The sequence below is a fragment of the Photobacterium sanctipauli genome (assembly GCF_003026495.1).
Taxonomy (GTDB): Bacteria; Pseudomonadota; Gammaproteobacteria; order Enterobacterales; family Vibrionaceae; genus Photobacterium; species Photobacterium sanctipauli.
In genome coordinates this window covers 248,299-265,297 of record NZ_PYMA01000002.1, presented here as the reverse complement: position 1 = coordinate 265,297, position 16,999 = coordinate 248,299, and the positions used below count along the sequence as shown (strand labels likewise).

Here is a 16,999-nt window from a genome sequence, read left to right as displayed (position 1 = left end):
TAATTTGTCAAAATTTTACTATCCTAGGTAAAGGAGTGTTTATTCGCAAAACTGGGAATTGGTTATTATGATTAATACTTTTGTGCGCAACCTTGGCCGCATTGCTTTTGTAGCCATCTGCTTTTCCGTTACTTCATGTAGTGATATCTCTTCTGAAGAATACACCGATAGAGCATTATCTTCCCTTGCAGATAACGATCAAAATGCAGCTATTATTAACCTTAAAAACGCTATCCAAGCAGATAGTAAAGCAATGGAACCTAGGAAATTACTCGCCGATATCTACCTCCAAAGAGGAGACTTTTCTTCAGCAGAAAAAGAGTTTAACCGCGCGATAAGAAACGGAGCAGAACGAGACATCATAGAACCTTTGTTAGCCCGTGCACTACTACGTATGAACGATTTGGAGGCTTTGACCCAGCTTGTAGATAACTCACGTACTAACAGCCCAGAGGTAATGACGGAGTTGTTATCTATCAAATCACTCAGTTTGCTACAAAATGGCAAAGTTGATGAAGCCGAATACACATTAGAACTCGCAACAGAATCAGGTATTGATACTTTATACTCTTCCCTTAGCCAAGCGAGTATCGAGGCTGAAAATGAACAACTGGATTCGGCCATAAGCATTGTCACTGACATGGCTTCGCTTCACCCTGAAAACAGCGATGTATGGCTATTGCTTGGCCACCTAAATACTGCTGCTAACCAACACGTAACAGCGGTTGAAAGTTACAAAAAAGCTGTTGAGCTCTCACCTGATGCCGTTCATTACACACTATTCCTTGCCCAGGCTATGGTTCGTGCTGAAAAGTATCAAGAAGCAGATAAGTATGTCAGTTATCTGCTACAACTCTCCAGCTCACACGTACTGGCAAATGAGCTTAAAGCAGCAATTCAGTACAATTTGAAAAATTTTGATGAAGCAAAAAAACATGCTGAATTAGCAATTAATAACGGTTCGCAAAATCTGAGTGTTTACCTAATCGCAGGTGTCACATCTTATTCGAATGGGCAGATAGAGCAGGCAAATAACTACTTTACTAAAGTTGTGCCATTTGTACCTAATGATCACTTTGTTAAGCGAATGTATGTTTCCACGCAATTCAAGCTCGGACAAATTGATGGGGCATTAAAGACACTCGAAGGATTCGATTTATCATCCGAAGTTAATAGTGACTTTATTTCAGCCATGAGTGTCGAGTTCGCCAAGATTGGCCGAAATAGTGATGCTCTCGAGTTAGCAGAAAAAGCCAGCTCCCTTTCATCCAACAGTAATGATCTTCGATTAGGTTTAGTTAAACTAGCCAACAATGATACAAGTGGTATCGACAACTTACAGCAAATATTGTCGGTCGATCCCGCTCTCCCTGAGGCAAATCTGGGGTTAGCCTACTACCACCTAAAACAAGGAAACAACGAAGCTGCGGAACAAGTTGTTGATGACTGGCTTGAAGCAACCCCTGAGGATATTAATGCCATTCTAATCAAAGGCCTCATTACTCTAAAGCAAAAAGATTACGACAACGCAAAGTTGCTCTTCTCTCAAGTGTTAAGCACTGATCCTGGCAATGTCTCTGCCGCCATTGCGCTTGCACAGATAGAAGCGGCAGAAGGTGACACACAGTCAGCATTTGATAAAACGCTTAGTTTAGCTGAGCAAACACCTGATAATTTCGTTATCGCAAAACATCTATTCAAGTATGCCGCTGAGCTTGACCAAGTCGATCAGGCACTTAAGTTTTATCAAACCAAGACTGACCAAAGCCCTGAAAACGTCAACATGAAGTTAGTCTTGGCACGGGCTTATGGCGCAACAGGTGGTATGGATAAAGCGATATCAATCATCAATGGCTTAACCCCGTCCCAACAGTCAGCGCAAAGCTGGGGGTTACTCGTACTTTTTCATCAAAACCAAAAATCTTACCGCAAAGCATTACAAGCATCTGAGAAATGGCTCGAAGTCGACCGCTTAAACCCTCAGGCCTATATAAAGACAATCCAACTTAGCGAGTTAACAAAAAATTATAGCAAAGGGATAAAGGTCGCGGATGAAGCCCAAGCGCTATTTAGTGACCAGCCTGGTTTCAACTTGATGAAAGCCGGATTGCTAATACACGACAACCGATTAGCATCAAGCCAAAAGATTCTTAATGATCAACCTGACGAAATTAAGAAAACGCCGTATTTCCTTCGTTTGCAGGCTAAGATTTACCAAAACAACAAGCAATACAGTAAAGTCGTAGAAGTACAAGAGAGCCGCTATCGTGCGCAACAGAATTTACAAACCGCTAAAGATCTTGCAGATGCCTATGTTGCGAATAACCAAGCCGACAAAGCGGCATCTTTTCTGAAAAGCGTCATTGAACAGTATGGAGAGGCCGCCCAGCCACTTTCCTTGATGCTTGCTCAACTACAACTTGATAGCAAACCCGATGAGGCCATAGCGCGATATGAAGCTATCATACAACGTGAACCAAATAACGTCATTGCCTTGAATAATGTTGCTTGGCTTTACCTGGAAAAGCAAAACTATACCCAAGCCTGTCAGTCGGCAGAAAAAGCTTATGAGTTAGCTAAAACGCTGCCAGAAGTACAGGACACATATGGTTTCTGCTTGCTTAAATCAGGCAAAACCGAACAGTCTTTACAGCCGCTTAAAATGGCATATGAAAACCGCAAAACTAACATTGAGATCAGCTTGCACTATGTGGAGAGTTTGATCGAAAACGATAAACACATTGAGGCAAAATCGATTTTAAAAGGTATTGCGCCTTCAGAGCCTCACCACATTGAACTAAAAGATAAGCTACAGCAGCTAACTCAGTAACCATATCCCCCTTAGAGGTATAAGCCTCTAAGGGGGAGGGAGTATTTGATGAAATGGTTTTACTCTATTTCCATTCTATTTATCAGCATTTTTTCTACGCCCACTTTGGCTGGGTTGCCCGAAACAATCAAAAGTATCAAGCCTTCTATCGTCGGGGTAGGTACATACAATAAGCTTTCGACACCTAGAGCCCAGCTGCGCGGTACGGGGTTTGTTGTAGGTAATAATTTAATTGCGACCAATGATCATGTCGTTGATAGCAAGCATTTAAAAGGGACCGAGAGCTTTGTCGTGTTTATTGGTGTTGGTAACCAACCTGAAGTAAGGACAGCTAAGGTCATATCCCGCGATCGTAAGCACGACCTCGCGCTATTGAGCGTATCAGGCCCTTCTCTACCCGCAGTCAAGTTATCTTCACAATCAGTTCAAGAAGGTGAATTATATAGCTTTACTGGCTTTCCGATCGGCGCGATTCTCGGATTATATCCAGCCACCCACCGAGGTATTATCTCCAGTATTACACCTATCGCCATACCAGCTAACACAGCGAAGCAACTTTCAGCAAAACAACTAAAGCAGCTGAAAAAACCATATTATGTGTACCAATTTGATGCAACGGCATACCCGGGTAACAGTGGAAGCCCTGTCTACCACCCTGAATCGGGTGAAGTCATTGCTGTTATTAATAAAGTACTAGTTAAATCAACACGTGAGTCAGCAATATCTTCACCGAGTGCCATCACATATGCGATTCCCATCAAGCACTTGAAAAACCTGATAGCTAACCTGTAGCGAGCGTTCAATGATTAATCATCATCATGGTTTGATTGCTACTGTCATCTTTATTTTCTATACCGCCCTGATTACTCATCTCTCTTTGATTGGTGGGGCTCAAGATGGCGACATTATGGACTTCGACCAATACGGCATTCTTTTATTAGATAAGATTCTGCATTTAGGGGCTTATTGCTGTTTTGTCTTAATTGCACATTTTATTTTTGTTCACCTGCGTCACTTATTATGGCTATCTCTCACTCTTTGTGGCTACGGACTGCTTCTTGAGTTCATACAGTCCAGTTACATACCAGGCCGGGAAGGATCATTACTTGACGCAATATCTAACATGCTTGGTGTAGCTATTGGATTTATCACTGTCTTTTTTTATCGTAAGTTAACTCAACTCACGTCATAGCAAGAATGTCAGCATTTTTTACATTCGTGCTAGCAAACCATCACTGCTTTCTCCTAACCGGTTAATATATCAAGCATTAATTTCTTGGCCTCTATATTGCTTTATAAATACCACAGGCACCCAATAACCAAGGATTCACAATGAAAAATATATTAATTGCGGCAGCATTAATGGGAGCAACATTTAGTGCCAATGCAACCTTATGGGTTTTTGATGATTTTGAAGTTAATCATGGTACGGGCCCAGACCTATCAAGTATTGGTACCGGTTACCATTCGGGTTCAACAACTGCCAATGTTAGTGGAATTATGGGAGGACAGCGCGATGCCGAACTTACTGTCACCCAAGCCGGTAGCGACTTCTTTGACTCAACAATTATGGCCGGTGACCCTGATTACCCATACCTATCTTGGTCAAATGGTCCTGGTGCCCTTTCAAAAGTCGAGATTATTTATGACGGCAGCTCAAGTGATCCAAAAAATGCAATGTCACATTACTCGAGTGTCAATAATGTCAATAACCAAGGCCTAGGCGGTATTGATATCAGCTTGCACACTGACTTTTACTTTGATGTCGTATACAGTGATCTGGCAGGCAGCTTCAATTACTACATTCAGGTTTTTGATACATTTGGTATGAATCAGGTCGTTACCGGCACAAATAGTGCTGGTGCAACCGGTATGGTTTACCTTGATTTAGACTTGTTTGATTCTGTTGATCTGATGAATGTTGGCGCGGTAGCTTTTGGGTTTATGAGCATTGCAGAGGGCGCAGATGTTGCAATCGATTCTTTCGGGGTAGTTCCTGAGCCATCCATGCTCGCCGTATTCGGTGCAGGACTATTTGGTTTCGGATTTGTTGGTAGTCGTCGTAAGCGTACAAATTAGTTTTTTAAGTTGACCATGTTAGTTGTACTTCTCAAAGTAACAAAAAAACCAGCCGATGGCTGGTTTTTTGATTTTTCCAAGCAAGAAATTACGTACTTCTCTTTTCAATTCTCTCCAATACCACGACTATGCTAATTCTTACCCTTCTTCGATAAGCTTCATCAGCAAGTGACCGTCGTACATCGCCTGTTTCACTAGTGCCGCTCCCGGCATCGTTGCCTGGGTATAAAAGCAACTTTGCTCAATCACTAAGTCCCGGTTGTACACTGGCAGTGACTGGGTCCTGACGCATTCCATAATGGCCGGATACAGAACCTCTTTTGCTCGGTTGAATTCACCACCAATCAAGATTTTCTCAGGGTTAAACAGGTTAACCATAATGGCAATGGCCTGACCTAGGTTATGGCCAAGTTCGACAATAATCTGCCGGGCAAGTGTATCGCCATCGACGGCGGCATCACATATCTTCTCGATTGTGAGTGTTTTACCGTGTAGCGAAGACGGGTGGCCTTCTCGAAGTCGCTGCTCAACCTGCTCTAACACCGCCTTCAGGCTTGCAACAGTTTCTAAACAGCCATGGTTGCCACAAAAGCAGCGCTTACCATATGGCTTGATTTGTATATGGCCCAACTCACCAATATTGCCAATGCGGCCTTGAAGCACGACATTATCTAACACAATGCCTGCCCCTACCCCATGGTAAATAGAGATCAAAATAGAGTTGGCCACATCACGGGAATTACCAAACAGCTTTTCAGCAAGTGCCCACGAACGCGTATCGTTGCCGATAAACACAGGCAGACCCGTTGATTCATGGATAGCCGGCCCTAGTTCTAGGTTGTGCACATCATAATGTGGCATTTGCAGAACCACACCTTTGTCTGCATTCACCAAGCCAGGCAATGAAACAGCAATGGCGGTGATACGATCGAGTTCACTGACATGATTAGCAAAGAAAGTGTCTATTTCAGTTAACAGTTTTCGCAATACATCATCTTGTTGCAAGACTTCGATATCTTGGCGTTCTTCGACCAGAATATCACCGCCTAACTCATGCAATGCGATAGTCAGGTATCCTCGACCTAATCGCAGCGATAGGAATTGCCACCCCTCATTAGCAGGCACGAGACCGACAGCTGGTCGCCCTCGGCTGGCTGATTCTTGAATGTTGGTTTCTTTAATCAGGTGCGCTTCAATCAGCTCACGGGTGATTTTCGTAATACTAGCAGGCGCTAGCTGACTACGCTTAGATAACTCAATACGCGAAATCGGCCCGTACTGATCAATAAGCTTGTAGACGCTGCCGGCATTGTTTCTTTTGATATGGTCAATATGACCAGGCTGAGCGACATACATGCCTTTACTCCAAACGTTAGGTGCCAATAATAAAGTTAAGTTTAATTTTTTTACTTTGCGAAGTAATTGTGAAGCTGAATATTCAAAGTCCGTGATATTGGTCACGATGAATCATGTAATAACCTCAATTTTTGTGCATTTGCCCGCATGCCAGTGGTAAATTTCCCGATGTTTTTTTGCTCACAAAATTTATCCAATTTTATTATTGATACTAATCACTTATTCGCCTTACTACGTATAATCGCGCCTATCTTACCAGATTTAGCCAAGACAGATTTTTCATGAAATGTCATAATAGCGGGCTGCATAAATCAAGTTCAATCCACCATGAGGTTAGCGGTGTATAAAATTAACGAAGTCTTTGAAACGATTCAAGGTGAAGGCGTTTTCACTGGTGTGCCTGCCATTTTTGTCCGTCTACAAGTTTGTCCTGTAGGCTGTGCTTGGTGCGACACTAAGCAAACTTGGACGGCAGAGCCGCAAGATCACGTTTCAATTAATGACGTTATGGCAAAAAAGGCTGATTCTCCGCGATGGACTGAGCTAGATGCCGATGGCATCGTGGGGCTATTGCAAGCACAACAATATACAGCCAAACATGTTGTTATTACCGGTGGCGAGCCATGCATTTACGACTTGCTTCCGCTGACAACTGCGCTGGAAAGTGCAGGCTTCCAATGCCAAATTGAAACGAGTGGTACGTCTGAAGTTAAGGTGACCGAGCAAACCTGGGTAACGGTGTCACCAAAAATAAACATGAAAGCCAAGCTTCCAGTAATTAAAGAAGCGTTGGAAAGGGCAAATGAAATAAAACACCCTGTTGGGACCCAAAAAGACATTGAGCAACTTGATGAACTCATGGCAGGTAAAAATCTTAAAAAAGATGTGGTTGTTGCTCTTCAGCCTATCAGCCAAAAGCCTCGCGCTACCGAGCTTTGCATCGAAACCTGCATTCAACGCAACTGGCGACTATCGATTCAAACCCACAAATACCTTGCTATTGCCTGACACCTAACGTTAACGCTACATTCTTGCTGAATGTGAAGCGAGAGTCTTAATTCTTAGACTCTCGCTCAATATTCGAGACATGTCTTCTATCCTAACTTTGTACCGCTCCACCATTCCTATAATTGACTCAGTTACTCAAAACAATGACCCCGTGTTGCCTAGAAATATTGGAATAATTCTGTAGCAACCGGATAAAAAAATACAAAACGATATGTACTGGGGAAAAATTATGCGCAGTTATCTGGGATATTGCCTATTGGCTGTCTGCAGCCTATTTTTAACCGCCTGTGGTGGGGGAAGCGACAGCCCCGAGGAAACCAGTGGCCCACCGGCTCCTGTCCTTACTAACTTCACTGTGTCAGTGGACTTGCCCACCCCCCTCGTACCTACGGCAAAAGCCCCCAGCATAAGCTTTATTGGTAAGGCTTATGCCGATGCGATTACGACGCTAAATGAGGATAACTTTGCGGCAGTCTGGTTAGATGACAAAGGGAAAATCATCGAGCAAATTGAAATTACCAATTGGGCATCTCAAGATGATGGTACCTACACCCTTACTGGTAATCTCAGGGTTCGTATCAACGCCGTTTTGCTTGTCGACCTTGCCGGCCAGCCCCAATTCACTATCGGTGAAGCACTTCCTGAAGGCTTGTACATGGTACCTTTAGCCAGCGAACGCTTGGCTCTCACCCTCGAGTCTTCCCTTGCATACTTAGCCCTGACTCAGCGTGTTGCTGCCGATGGGAATTGGGGGGTATTTACCGAAGCATTTCAAAACGGCTCGGGAAGTAAAAATCTTTTAGCCTACCTCGACTTACAAGAAGTTGCTGAAGACCTGAGAGACACGTTGTTCCCAAAAATCGGGATGGAAGGCCTCACCCTGAAAGATCTCATGTCACTGTCGATCGTCAAGTCAATGATGAAAGGACGAATCGAGCGCTTTTTTACTGAACAAGAAGCCATTGAAGCAAACATTCAAGCAATATTAACCGACGGCTACTGGCAAGTAAGTACCTTCAATAACAATAACGGTAGTGGCATTAGAAGCGATGTAACTCGTTATGATGGTAGCGAAACCACTATTGTGGAATCTCGTTGGGAAAAATCAGGCAATGAAGACATTAATCTATCGGAGTTCTTTACTTACCTCAGTGGCACGACAGCCTTTGGCTCGGAAGACATCAATAAATTTGTCCTAACCGATGAAGGTTGGATTCCTCTATTTAGTTACCTAAAAGTCATTAGCGCTTTACCTGCATCTGCACTGATGACTGATGCCGGCTTATCCCAAGGGGATGAACTTGGTGTGATCTTAAGTGCTGGTGTTTATTCACTACAAGCCAAAAAGATGCATGATTTTCTGTCCAGTAAAGAAAACCATCATATCACTCGATACATCCAGCCAAATCAAACCTTTAGCGAAGGTGCTTCAGGCTTCTACTTTACCTGGCGCCCACAAAACGAAACCTACCTCCTCTGCGACTTCAGCAATAACCAAGATACCTGCCGAGTCTCGCCTATCAGCACACCTGAAGCGGCATACACAAGCTTAAATGATGTGATTAGTGCTTTAGAAGACACTGGACCTGATATTACCAATGTCAACGGCTTCAAATTAAGTGATAACGTGGTTGTAGAATTTATCGACGATGGTGCCTTTACTATTCGCTATTGGACCAACATCGCTGGCGATGAGTGGACGATTCAAGAACTAGGCGTTTGGTCGAGTACTTCCTCTGGGGGAAAATCGCTGCTCCGTTTCGATGTCCCTATCGTTATAAAGCAACTCGCGGATAGCTACCCTTTTGAAAGCTTAAACTTGTTCTTAGTTGAAGGTGAAAATGGCTTTGTCAACATCGGGGAAACGTTACTCGATAATGGCGAATTCAACTTTGCCGGTTTTGACAACGATGCTCAAAGCCAAATTTTTGCCGCAGCCAGCCGAGATAACCTCCCCGCTTTCGATCTGTGCGCCTTTGGCAATACCTCATCAGCCAACGAAGATTTATTCCTGAATGCAGTAACCGAATGCGGCGGGGATGAACGCTTTACGACATCAAGAGTTGATGACTTGGTGGACAAAACCCTTGTCCATATTTCCGAGCAAGGTGAAATCACTGCGGAGCGTCTACTCGCTGATAACTCTTGGGAATATTTTGTTGATACGATCGCGCAGCCTGCGCCTAGCCGCAGTTGGTCGCTGAACGAGTCTGGTTACTTAACTTTGCTAGACGACACGAATAGCCCAGAAGAGTTCACCTATTGGGCAATGACCGCCTATGACTATACGATGAACTTGCTGGCGTTAAAATCTTACGAGTCAACACCAACCGCAAACATTATCGACAGCATAATGCGCAAGGAATATGCGCCGGGTGAGCTAGCCAACTGCGCGACACAAGACTCAGGATGGGATTCGACAACTGCGACACCGATTGCGAAGCGAAGTGTTACAGAATACCAAAACCAAGTCGAGCAATGTAAGGTCATCTGGTTTGACCGCAATCCAGTCTTTACCGAAAAACTGCTCATTGGGCAAACAAACAACAATGCTGATGACATGGCGATAACATTCGCCAGTGATAATAACCGCTATTTGCAGCTAAGCGATACTTTTGATGGTGACTTTTTCGAAGGCCGCTACCTTGACCAAAGCGGCTGTGGATTTGACTTTGCCATCCGCTGGCAAATAGAAGAAGACGGCACGCTTTATTATGAAGCCGTTGACGGTTCGATGAACGAACGTATCCAGATCACCGACACCGATGGTTTGCAGCTTGCCATCAAGGCGTTCAACCATCAAAACCGTTGGCAGACCGATGAGACACTGTCGTTTGCTGCCGATGAAGGTGAAATGTGGAGCGATATCGTCACCCTCATTCCGGCAAGTGATGTGCCTACAATCACTATCATTCCAGAACCAGAGCCGGATCCTAATGCGCCTCCACCTGCAGAGGGTGAAGAAGAAACGGGGCCACCGGCTGGCACCATTCTCAATGACGGTGAAGTATGTGCCTTTCCTCCGCCAGCTCCCTAAGCACTAACCCGGAAAAAGCCCTAAATGGGCTTTTTCTCATTCACATGAACAAATATCGACCAGCCAAGTATAGAATTAGCGTAATTAGTCCATCTATTTGGCCTTACATTGAATATTCAGGCTTGATGCTTGACGTAAGACAGGTAATATTGGTTCTTTGGACTGTATCTTAAAGCGCACTAACAAAGTGCCTTAACGGAGAATAATTTAAACATGACTTACGCGCCTGTAACAGACGTACTAAGCGGTAAGCTAGCGGTAGACAGTGAAGTCACTGTTCGCGGCTGGATCCGTTCACGTCGTGATTCCAAAGCTGGAATCTCTTTCCTTGCCATTTATGACGGCTCTTGTTTCGACCCGATTCAGGCCGTGGTCCCTAATGAGTTAAATAATTACCAGAATGAAGTGCTTAAGCTGACAACTGGTTGCTCTGTTGAGGTTACTGGTAAGATTGTTGAATCACCAGCGAAAGGCCAGGATTTTGAACTCGCTGCGACAGAAGTAAAAGTCGTGGGTTGGGTTGAAGATGCAGACACTTACCCAATGGCGAAAACCCGTCACTCTATCGAGTACCTGCGTGAAGTGGCTCACCTACGCCCACGCACCAACGTGATTGGCGCGGTTGCCCGTGTACGTAACTGCCTGTCTCAAGCTATCCATCGCTTCTACCACGAGCAGGGCTATATCTGGGTATCTGCTCCACTGATCACCGCTTCTGACTGTGAAGGTGCTGGTGAAATGTTCCGCGTTTCAACGCTGGACATGGAAAACCTGCCACGCACAGAACAAGGCAATGTTGATTACAACGAAGACTTCTTCGGTAAAGAAACATTCCTAACTGTATCAGGCCAGTTGAACGCAGAAGCGTATGCTTGTGCTATGAGCAAGGTATACACATTCGGCCCGACTTTCCGTGCTGAAAACTCAAACACCAGCCGCCACCTAGCGGAATTCTGGATGGTTGAGCCAGAAGTTGCTTTCGCTGAGCTTGACGACGCAGCTAAGCTAGCAGAAGACATGCTGAAGTACGTATTCAAAGCCGTACTTGAAGAGCGCCGTGACGATCTTGAGTTCTTCGCACAGCGCATCAACAAAGACGCAATCACCCGTCTAGAGCAGTTTGTTTCTTCTGACTTCGCACAGGTTGACTACACTGACGCAATCCAGATCCTGAAAGATTCTGGCCGTGACTTTGAGTTCGATGTTGAGTGGGGCATTGATATGTCTTCTGAGCACGAGCGCTACCTAGCAGAAGAACACTTCAAAGCACCTGTTGTAGTGAAGAACTACCCGAAAGACATCAAGTCTTTCTACATGCGCTTGAACGACGATGGCAAGACAGTAGCTGCAATGGATGTTCTAGCGCCGGGTATCGGTGAGATCATCGGTGGTTCTCAGCGTGAAGAGCGCCTAGAGCTACTTGACCAGCGTATGGCTGAGATTGGCATCGACCCAGAGCACATGGACTGGTACCGCGATCTACGTCGTTACGGTACTGTACCTCACTCAGGCTTCGGTCTGGGCTTCGAGCGTCTGGTCTCTTACGTAACAGGTATGGCAAACATCCGTGACGTGATCCCGTTCCCACGTGCACCGCGCTCTGCAAACTTCTAATCAGCATTAGAAGAAAAAGCCTATCTCACATAGGTCATACTATTTCACAGGACGAGCTTGATGCTCGTCCTGTTTGTTTTTAGCCTGCACTCATCCCAATCCCCGCTTCTGCGAACCCACGTCTCTATCTTCCACGTACTTATCTTCCACAGCCGACCAATACTTTTGACATCAACCGAACACTCTACACCAGCAATGCGCTATATATTAATATAGCGGTTAAGTTTCAGAGGTTTGGGCTGCTTTCCTCAGCTTATTAAAGCAAGAGGAAGTCGCAGCAGGGAGGCAACATGATAAAGCGGATAATCGATAGGCTAATTTTTGGCGGGCTGTTGGTTGCCACGCTGCAAATCCCCATGCTCGCAGACCATTATTTGCAGTACCTGTCAGGCTTTTACGACGCGACCAGCCAACAAGTAAATGCATACCGCATCAATGCACGCCAACATGGTTATAGCAGTGCCGAAAGTATGATTAACGCACTTTTGCAAGAATCAAATGCTGTGGTTCGGTTTGATGCAAAGCAAAAGCTTGAAATACTCAACCAGCATCAAGGGTTAGAGCAGGCAATAGACACACTTTCAACCGGACATCTGCTAGATAAAGCACTGTTTATGTTTAACCCAGCCAGGTTTGACGAGCTACAACGGGTACTTGCTCACTATACACCAGGCATTCCCATTGACATTGAGAGTATTGCCATTTGTATAGCAATGGCGCTAGGGCTTAACGCTACTCTTTATTTACCGTTGATGTTATTTCGTCGCCAGCCGAAAAACAGCGCCCAGACAACCGCATCCCAAAGCTAACCGCTGCTAGACATAGACTTACCCATTGGGTTGGAATAAGCTTACGCCAAACTGCTTAGTTCGTTTAAGCAATACTACTAACCTATAGAGCCTACTATGATCAGAGAAGCCACCTTCGAGTCTTCAAGTCGCTGGAGCAAACCTTTCGTTTCAGAAGTTGCTGAAATTATTAACTTGCTGAAAGAATACGGTTATGACGGTGCAACCCTCGCCCGATTAACAGGCTTACAAGAGAAGAAAATCTCAGACTGGATGTCTCGCTACAAGCGTGAGCCGGAAATCGTCTCAAACATCCCTTACCCATGTTGGTGTTTCCTGGCTGCACTTGCTGGTCGCCCTAATATTCAAAATAGCGGCCAACCCATTGAGGTCGATGCCAGAAAAGTCATGCGTGCATTCAAACCAACTGCATTCAAAAATTGCAGTGCATTTGAAATGCCGAGCGAAAAAGAGTTTAAACGTGTTATCGGTGAAAATACCTTCACAGGTATAACTATCGATAGCCTTTGCGACGCTTTTCAATGGAAACCAGCCCAACTCGCCGAAAGCCTGACAAAAGGTACTTTACCTTTCTTGAATTGGTGCTTGATCCTGATGCTTTGCGGCTTCAATGTTCAAAAGATGCTGTTAAACCAGCACGAGGGAGAGATTTCCCTCAACTAAACGCCGATGGCTAAAGAAGCACATTACCAGTGGCGGTATATACCGCCGCTTATCATCTCTCTCTCGGTTTTTAGGATTTAATCATCAAGGCCGAACTGGTATAGTGCCGCCTCCTGAATTGACAACGAAGCAGACAGCATGAACCACCAGCCCAACAACCCATTACACGGTATCACCCTACAAACCCTACTCGGTGAACTTGTTGACCACTACGGCTGGGAGGAGCTTGGTGAAATCACTAAAATCCGTTGTTTCCTTAATGAACCAACGATTAAATCAAGCCTGAAAGTACTGAGAAAAACACAGTGGGCAAGGGAAAGAGTCGAGCAACTCTACATCGACACTTTCTTTATTTAGGTTTATATAAGTGGAATTCAGTCTGGCCAATGATATCAACCAGACTGAAAAAAGCAGGCCTAGCGCATCAAGGCAAGCAGGCTTTCACTGGCTGCCTTCGGTGACTCAGCGTGGCAAATCGCAGAAACCAGTGCAATACCCGCGGCTCCCGTATCAGCAATCGCCTTGATATTGCCCTCGTTAATACCGCCGATAGCAACCAAAGGCAATTGACTGGTGACTACCGCTTTCGCAAGGCCATCAATGCCCCAGGCGTGAACCGTATCGGTTTTGGTTGGCGTTGGGAAAATAGCGCTCAGACCCAAGTAATCAACCGGCAGGGATTGCGCCGCTTCAAGTTGCAGTTCGTTTTCGACCGACAACCCCAAAATCTTATCATCGCCAATGAGACGGCGTGCCAACTCAGCTGGCATATCCGACTGCCCAAGATGCACGCCATCGGCATCCACCGCCAGCGCCACATCGACCCTGTCGTTAATGATCAGTGGCACGCCGGTGCCTGATAGCAAAGACTTCAGCACCTGGGCCCGTTTGATAAACTCACGCACATCACCATGCTTCTCACGCAGTTGTACCATAGTGACCCCACCGGCAACCGCTTCTCGAATCACAAACTCAAGCTGCTCAAGATCTTGGTTTTCGTCAGTAACAAGATAAAGTTGATAGTTATACATTTTTCAACGGTTCTTAATTAACGGCACGAATACGCAAGCGTTCACGCAAAATCGTCTCATCAAGCTGATATAAGGCATCAAGCAAGTTGAGCTGCAAACTCCCCGGCCCTGCTGACTTCTCAGCGGCAATTTCACCTGCAACTCCTAGCACAGCAGTGGCGGCAAGGCCTGCGTTTTCACCAATGGCAGCAAAAGCCCCGGTTAAAGCCGTGTGGGAACAGCCCATGCCCGTGACAAACGGCATCATCTCATGGCCATTTTCCAACGCTATGACCGAGTCTTTCGTCACGACATAATCTGTTGCGCCAGAGATCACTACAGTACACAAATGTTCAGTAGCCAGGTGTCGGGCCGCATTAACCGCTGCATCGCTGCTATCTAAGGCATCTACCCCCTTAGACTGCGCTTGCTCACCGGCAAGGGCTATCACTTCAGATGCGTTACCACGAATAATCAAGTTATCCGCTAAAGCCGCAATATCACGCGATGCCTTGGTACGTAGTTGACTGGCACCGCAGCCCACAGGGTCGAGTACAACTGGCTTCTTATTCGCATTCGCCTGCTCAACAGCATGGATCATACGTGGCAACCAATTGCTATCTAATGTGCCGATATTGATAACCAAGGCACCAGCGAATCCCATCATTTCTGCCATTTCCTCACGGCTATGAGCCATGATAGGCGAAGCCCCCACCGCGAGCAGTGCATTGGCAGTGTTGTTCATCACAACATAATTGGTCACGTTAACCACCAAGGGCTTTTGGTCACGTAACAGCTGCAAGGCATCAACAACCGCCTGTACCTGCGCCGGCACCTGTGAATAAGTGTCTGTATTCATTTCCAAGATCTTGTCCTCTACATCCTCGACAATTTGCCTTGATTATACAGAAACAGCACAGAGATGTTGGCGACAAACTTTCGGGCTGTGACCTTATTATCAATCGATTAGGCTATTGAAACTTGTCAAATCCTACCGTTCATTACAGCTGATTAATGGCATCAATATCTTCCTGTGGCAGTACAATCGCTTCGGGTGCAACAACTTCCCCACTACTTGTAGTCTCGATGTCATCCCCTGGAGCCCAGTCATACCCATTACTCGCCGTAGAACAACCGTACAATAAGCCGACACACATACCTAAAAACAAGACTCTTTTCATAACGTCACCTCTTGATCATCAAACGATCAACTTCATCTGATGAGATACTCCAACGCCGTTAAGAAAAGCTTAGCCATGTATAGCTCAACCGGTTGTCTAGTTTTTGTTCGCTTTGGCGGGCGAGTCACAGTAATCATTCATCATTTTGATATTAAATAACTCATCAGACCACAATGGTAACTTGTTATGAACAAAGCAATTCAGCATCACCACGAGCGGCATGTTTTATATGTAAAAATCAATCGGCCAGAAGCAAAAAATGCACTCAACCAAACCATGTATGAAAAGCTAGCGATTGCCATAGAGCAAGCCGACAGCGCGAAAGAAGTCCGTGCCATCGTCTTAACGGGGCTACCCGGCATTTTCTGTGGGGGCAATGATATTAAAGACTTTGTAGCGATGGCTGAAGGAATGGCAGACTTTGCTGGTGGCCGCTTTATGAAAGCATTAATTAATTGCGATACCCCTTTAGTTGCTGCGATAGATGGACCTGCCATTGGTATCGGTACAACCATGCTGCAGTTTTTCGATTTCATCTACTGCTCACCTAAAGCGTTATTCAAAACCCCATTCGTCCCATTAGGGCTATGTCCAGAAATGGCCTCCAGCGTCCAGCTGGCCAAAATTATCGGCCATCGCAAGGCTAAATCGATGCTGCTACTTGGTGAAGCAATGGATGCCCCGGAAGCGCTAAAGCTTGGCTTTATCAATGCAATCAGTGATGATCCGGAACAAGCTGCGACCAAGTGCGCCAATACCATCAGCCAATTACCCCCTAAAGCAATGCGCGTAACCAAGTCGATGCTCACCTCTCCAGAGCGAGATAAACTACTTAAACTCATTAAGCGTGAAAATGAGCAGCTGATGCATCAAATTAGGCAACCAGAAGCTAAGAAGGCATTCAACGCTTTCTTGGAAAAAGACAATTAACTCTAAAGTTGAATTTGATCTACATCAATTATTGACAACGTCTTTCTCCACAACTAAAGTTGCATTATAAATACAACTTTAGTTGCGGAGGTCCACAATGAACGTCTTTAAAAAAGTATCCATGCTCGGTGGTAGTGTCATGCTAATCAGTTTATCGATATTAATCACAAGCTTGTTGATTAGCTTTCCACTTGCTGATCACTTTACCATTATTCAACAAGCCATCGCACACATCACAACCATTGTCATTGCGGGGGTGTTTAAGGTTGGGTATGTCATCTTTATTGTAGGGCGTTATGAAAGAGGACTGTCCATTTAAAGGGGTGAAAAGATGGGCGCGCTATCGAGTCATTTTCAGTGGTCCTTGCGGCAAATAATCGTGTAACAGCCATGTTTTAGCAACTTATCCAACCAACTCAACTGAAAATAGAATTTCTCTATGTTTTCACCCTCAAGCTAGGCCAGTTTCATCATATTTGTCC

The 16,999-nt window shown here is 45.2% G+C and carries 16 protein-coding genes; 12 read left to right on the top strand and 4 right to left on the bottom strand.

Annotation, left to right across the window (positions count from 1 at the left end):
* Positions 1–67: 67 nt before the first annotated feature.
* From prsT to C9I98_RS04370, 4 genes are all read left to right on the top strand, one after another.
* Complete coding sequence (gene prsT, locus C9I98_RS04385) at positions 68–2,830, top strand: XrtA/PEP-CTERM system TPR-repeat protein PrsT (protein WP_036816337.1); 2,763 nt, start codon at positions 68–70, stop codon at positions 2,828–2,830.
* A gap of 48 nt (positions 2,831–2,878) precedes the next feature.
* Positions 2,879–3,622 carry a S1 family peptidase gene (locus C9I98_RS04380; RefSeq protein ID WP_036816335.1) on the top strand — a complete coding sequence of 248 codons (744 nt, stop codon included), beginning with the start codon at positions 2,879–2,881 and terminating at the stop codon, positions 3,620–3,622.
* A gap of 10 nt (positions 3,623–3,632) precedes the next feature.
* Positions 3,633–4,022: a VanZ family protein gene (locus C9I98_RS04375; RefSeq protein ID WP_036816333.1), complete on the top strand. Its 390-nt coding sequence runs from the start codon at positions 3,633–3,635 to the stop codon at positions 4,020–4,022.
* A gap of 140 nt (positions 4,023–4,162) precedes the next feature.
* Positions 4,163–4,909, top strand: coding sequence for a PEP-CTERM sorting domain-containing protein (locus C9I98_RS04370; RefSeq protein WP_036816330.1), 747 nt, complete (start codon positions 4,163–4,165; stop codon positions 4,907–4,909).
* A 138-nt stretch (positions 4,910–5,047) separates the two neighbouring features.
* Here C9I98_RS04370 and mlc read toward each other — a convergent pair whose 3' ends face one another.
* A complete protein-coding gene (mlc, locus tag C9I98_RS04365) occupies positions 5,048–6,265 on the bottom strand; it encodes a sugar metabolism global transcriptional regulator Mlc (RefSeq protein WP_036816328.1) in 1,218 nt (405 codons plus the stop codon).
* A 339-nt stretch (positions 6,266–6,604) separates the two neighbouring features.
* Here mlc and queE point away from each other — a divergent pair, with 339 nt between their 5' ends.
* From queE to C9I98_RS04335, 6 genes are all read left to right on the top strand, one after another.
* A complete protein-coding gene (gene queE / locus C9I98_RS04360; RefSeq protein ID WP_036816338.1) occupies positions 6,605–7,273 on the top strand; it encodes a 7-carboxy-7-deazaguanine synthase QueE in 669 nt (222 codons plus the stop codon).
* Positions 7,274–7,502: 229 nt separating this feature from the next.
* Positions 7,503–10,310: a hypothetical protein gene (locus C9I98_RS04355; protein ID WP_036816884.1), complete on the top strand. Its 2,808-nt coding sequence runs from the start codon at positions 7,503–7,505 to the stop codon at positions 10,308–10,310.
* 213 nt (positions 10,311–10,523) lie between these two features.
* Positions 10,524–11,924, top strand: a complete 1,401-nt coding sequence (gene asnS / locus C9I98_RS04350; protein ID WP_036816882.1) for an asparagine--tRNA ligase — start codon at positions 10,524–10,526, stop codon at positions 11,922–11,924.
* Between the two features lie 290 nt (positions 11,925–12,214).
* The gene (locus C9I98_RS04345; protein WP_036816880.1) at positions 12,215–12,733 is read left to right on the top strand and encodes a DUF2937 family protein; all 519 of its coding nucleotides are present in this window, start codon (positions 12,215–12,217) and stop codon (positions 12,731–12,733) included.
* Between the two features lie 96 nt (positions 12,734–12,829).
* Positions 12,830–13,396, top strand: coding sequence for a hypothetical protein (locus C9I98_RS04340; RefSeq protein WP_036816879.1), 567 nt, complete (start codon positions 12,830–12,832; stop codon positions 13,394–13,396).
* 138 nt (positions 13,397–13,534) lie between these two features.
* Positions 13,535–13,753, top strand: a complete 219-nt coding sequence (locus C9I98_RS04335) for a VF530 family protein (RefSeq protein ID WP_036816878.1) — start codon at positions 13,535–13,537, stop codon at positions 13,751–13,753.
* 59 nt (positions 13,754–13,812) lie between these two features.
* Here C9I98_RS04335 and thiE read toward each other — a convergent pair whose 3' ends face one another.
* The 3 genes from thiE to C9I98_RS04320 form a co-directional block, all read right to left on the bottom strand.
* Entirely contained in the window at positions 13,813–14,427 is a 615-nt protein-coding gene (gene thiE / locus C9I98_RS04330; protein WP_036816876.1) for a thiamine phosphate synthase, read from the bottom strand.
* A 13-nt stretch (positions 14,428–14,440) separates the two neighbouring features.
* Positions 14,441–15,265: a hydroxyethylthiazole kinase gene (gene thiM, locus C9I98_RS04325; protein WP_051901840.1), complete on the bottom strand. Its 825-nt coding sequence runs from the start codon at positions 15,263–15,265 to the stop codon at positions 14,441–14,443.
* A 142-nt stretch (positions 15,266–15,407) separates the two neighbouring features.
* Positions 15,408–15,587 (bottom strand): hypothetical protein, encoded by a 180-nt coding sequence (locus C9I98_RS04320; protein WP_036816875.1) that lies wholly within the window; start codon positions 15,585–15,587, stop codon positions 15,408–15,410.
* A gap of 186 nt (positions 15,588–15,773) precedes the next feature.
* Here C9I98_RS04320 and C9I98_RS04315 point away from each other — a divergent pair, with 186 nt between their 5' ends.
* A complete protein-coding gene (locus tag C9I98_RS04315; protein WP_036816872.1) occupies positions 15,774–16,517 on the top strand; it encodes an enoyl-CoA hydratase-related protein in 744 nt (247 codons plus the stop codon).
* A 97-nt stretch (positions 16,518–16,614) separates the two neighbouring features.
* Complete coding sequence (locus C9I98_RS04310; RefSeq protein WP_036816870.1) at positions 16,615–16,836, top strand: hypothetical protein; 222 nt, start codon at positions 16,615–16,617, stop codon at positions 16,834–16,836.
* Positions 16,837–16,999: the final 163 nt, after the last annotated feature.

Coding starts and splice junctions, on each gene's coding strand:
- prsT (WP_036816337.1), top strand. CDS start 68: ATGATTAATACTTTTGTGCGCAACCTTGGCCGCATTGCTTTTGTAGCC.
- C9I98_RS04380 (WP_036816335.1), top strand. CDS start 2,879: ATGAAATGGTTTTACTCTATTTCCATTCTATTTATCAGCATTTTTTCT.
- C9I98_RS04375 (WP_036816333.1), top strand. CDS start 3,633: ATGATTAATCATCATCATGGTTTGATTGCTACTGTCATCTTTATTTTC.
- C9I98_RS04370 (WP_036816330.1), top strand. CDS start 4,163: ATGAAAAATATATTAATTGCGGCAGCATTAATGGGAGCAACATTTAGT.
- mlc (WP_036816328.1), bottom strand. CDS start 6,265: ATGTATGTCGCTCAGCCTGGTCATATTGACCATATCAAAAGAAACAAT.
- C9I98_RS04355 (WP_036816884.1), top strand. CDS start 7,503: ATGCGCAGTTATCTGGGATATTGCCTATTGGCTGTCTGCAGCCTATTT.
- asnS (WP_036816882.1), top strand. CDS start 10,524: ATGACTTACGCGCCTGTAACAGACGTACTAAGCGGTAAGCTAGCGGTA.
- C9I98_RS04345 (WP_036816880.1), top strand. CDS start 12,215: ATGATAAAGCGGATAATCGATAGGCTAATTTTTGGCGGGCTGTTGGTT.
- C9I98_RS04340 (WP_036816879.1), top strand. CDS start 12,830: ATGATCAGAGAAGCCACCTTCGAGTCTTCAAGTCGCTGGAGCAAACCT.
- C9I98_RS04335 (WP_036816878.1), top strand. CDS start 13,535: ATGAACCACCAGCCCAACAACCCATTACACGGTATCACCCTACAAACC.
- thiE (WP_036816876.1), bottom strand. CDS start 14,427: ATGTATAACTATCAACTTTATCTTGTTACTGACGAAAACCAAGATCTT.
- thiM (WP_051901840.1), bottom strand. CDS start 15,265: ATGAATACAGACACTTATTCACAGGTGCCGGCGCAGGTACAGGCGGTT.
- C9I98_RS04320 (WP_036816875.1), bottom strand. CDS start 15,587: ATGAAAAGAGTCTTGTTTTTAGGTATGTGTGTCGGCTTATTGTACGGT.
- C9I98_RS04315 (WP_036816872.1), top strand. CDS start 15,774: ATGAACAAAGCAATTCAGCATCACCACGAGCGGCATGTTTTATATGTA.
- C9I98_RS04310 (WP_036816870.1), top strand. CDS start 16,615: ATGAACGTCTTTAAAAAAGTATCCATGCTCGGTGGTAGTGTCATGCTA.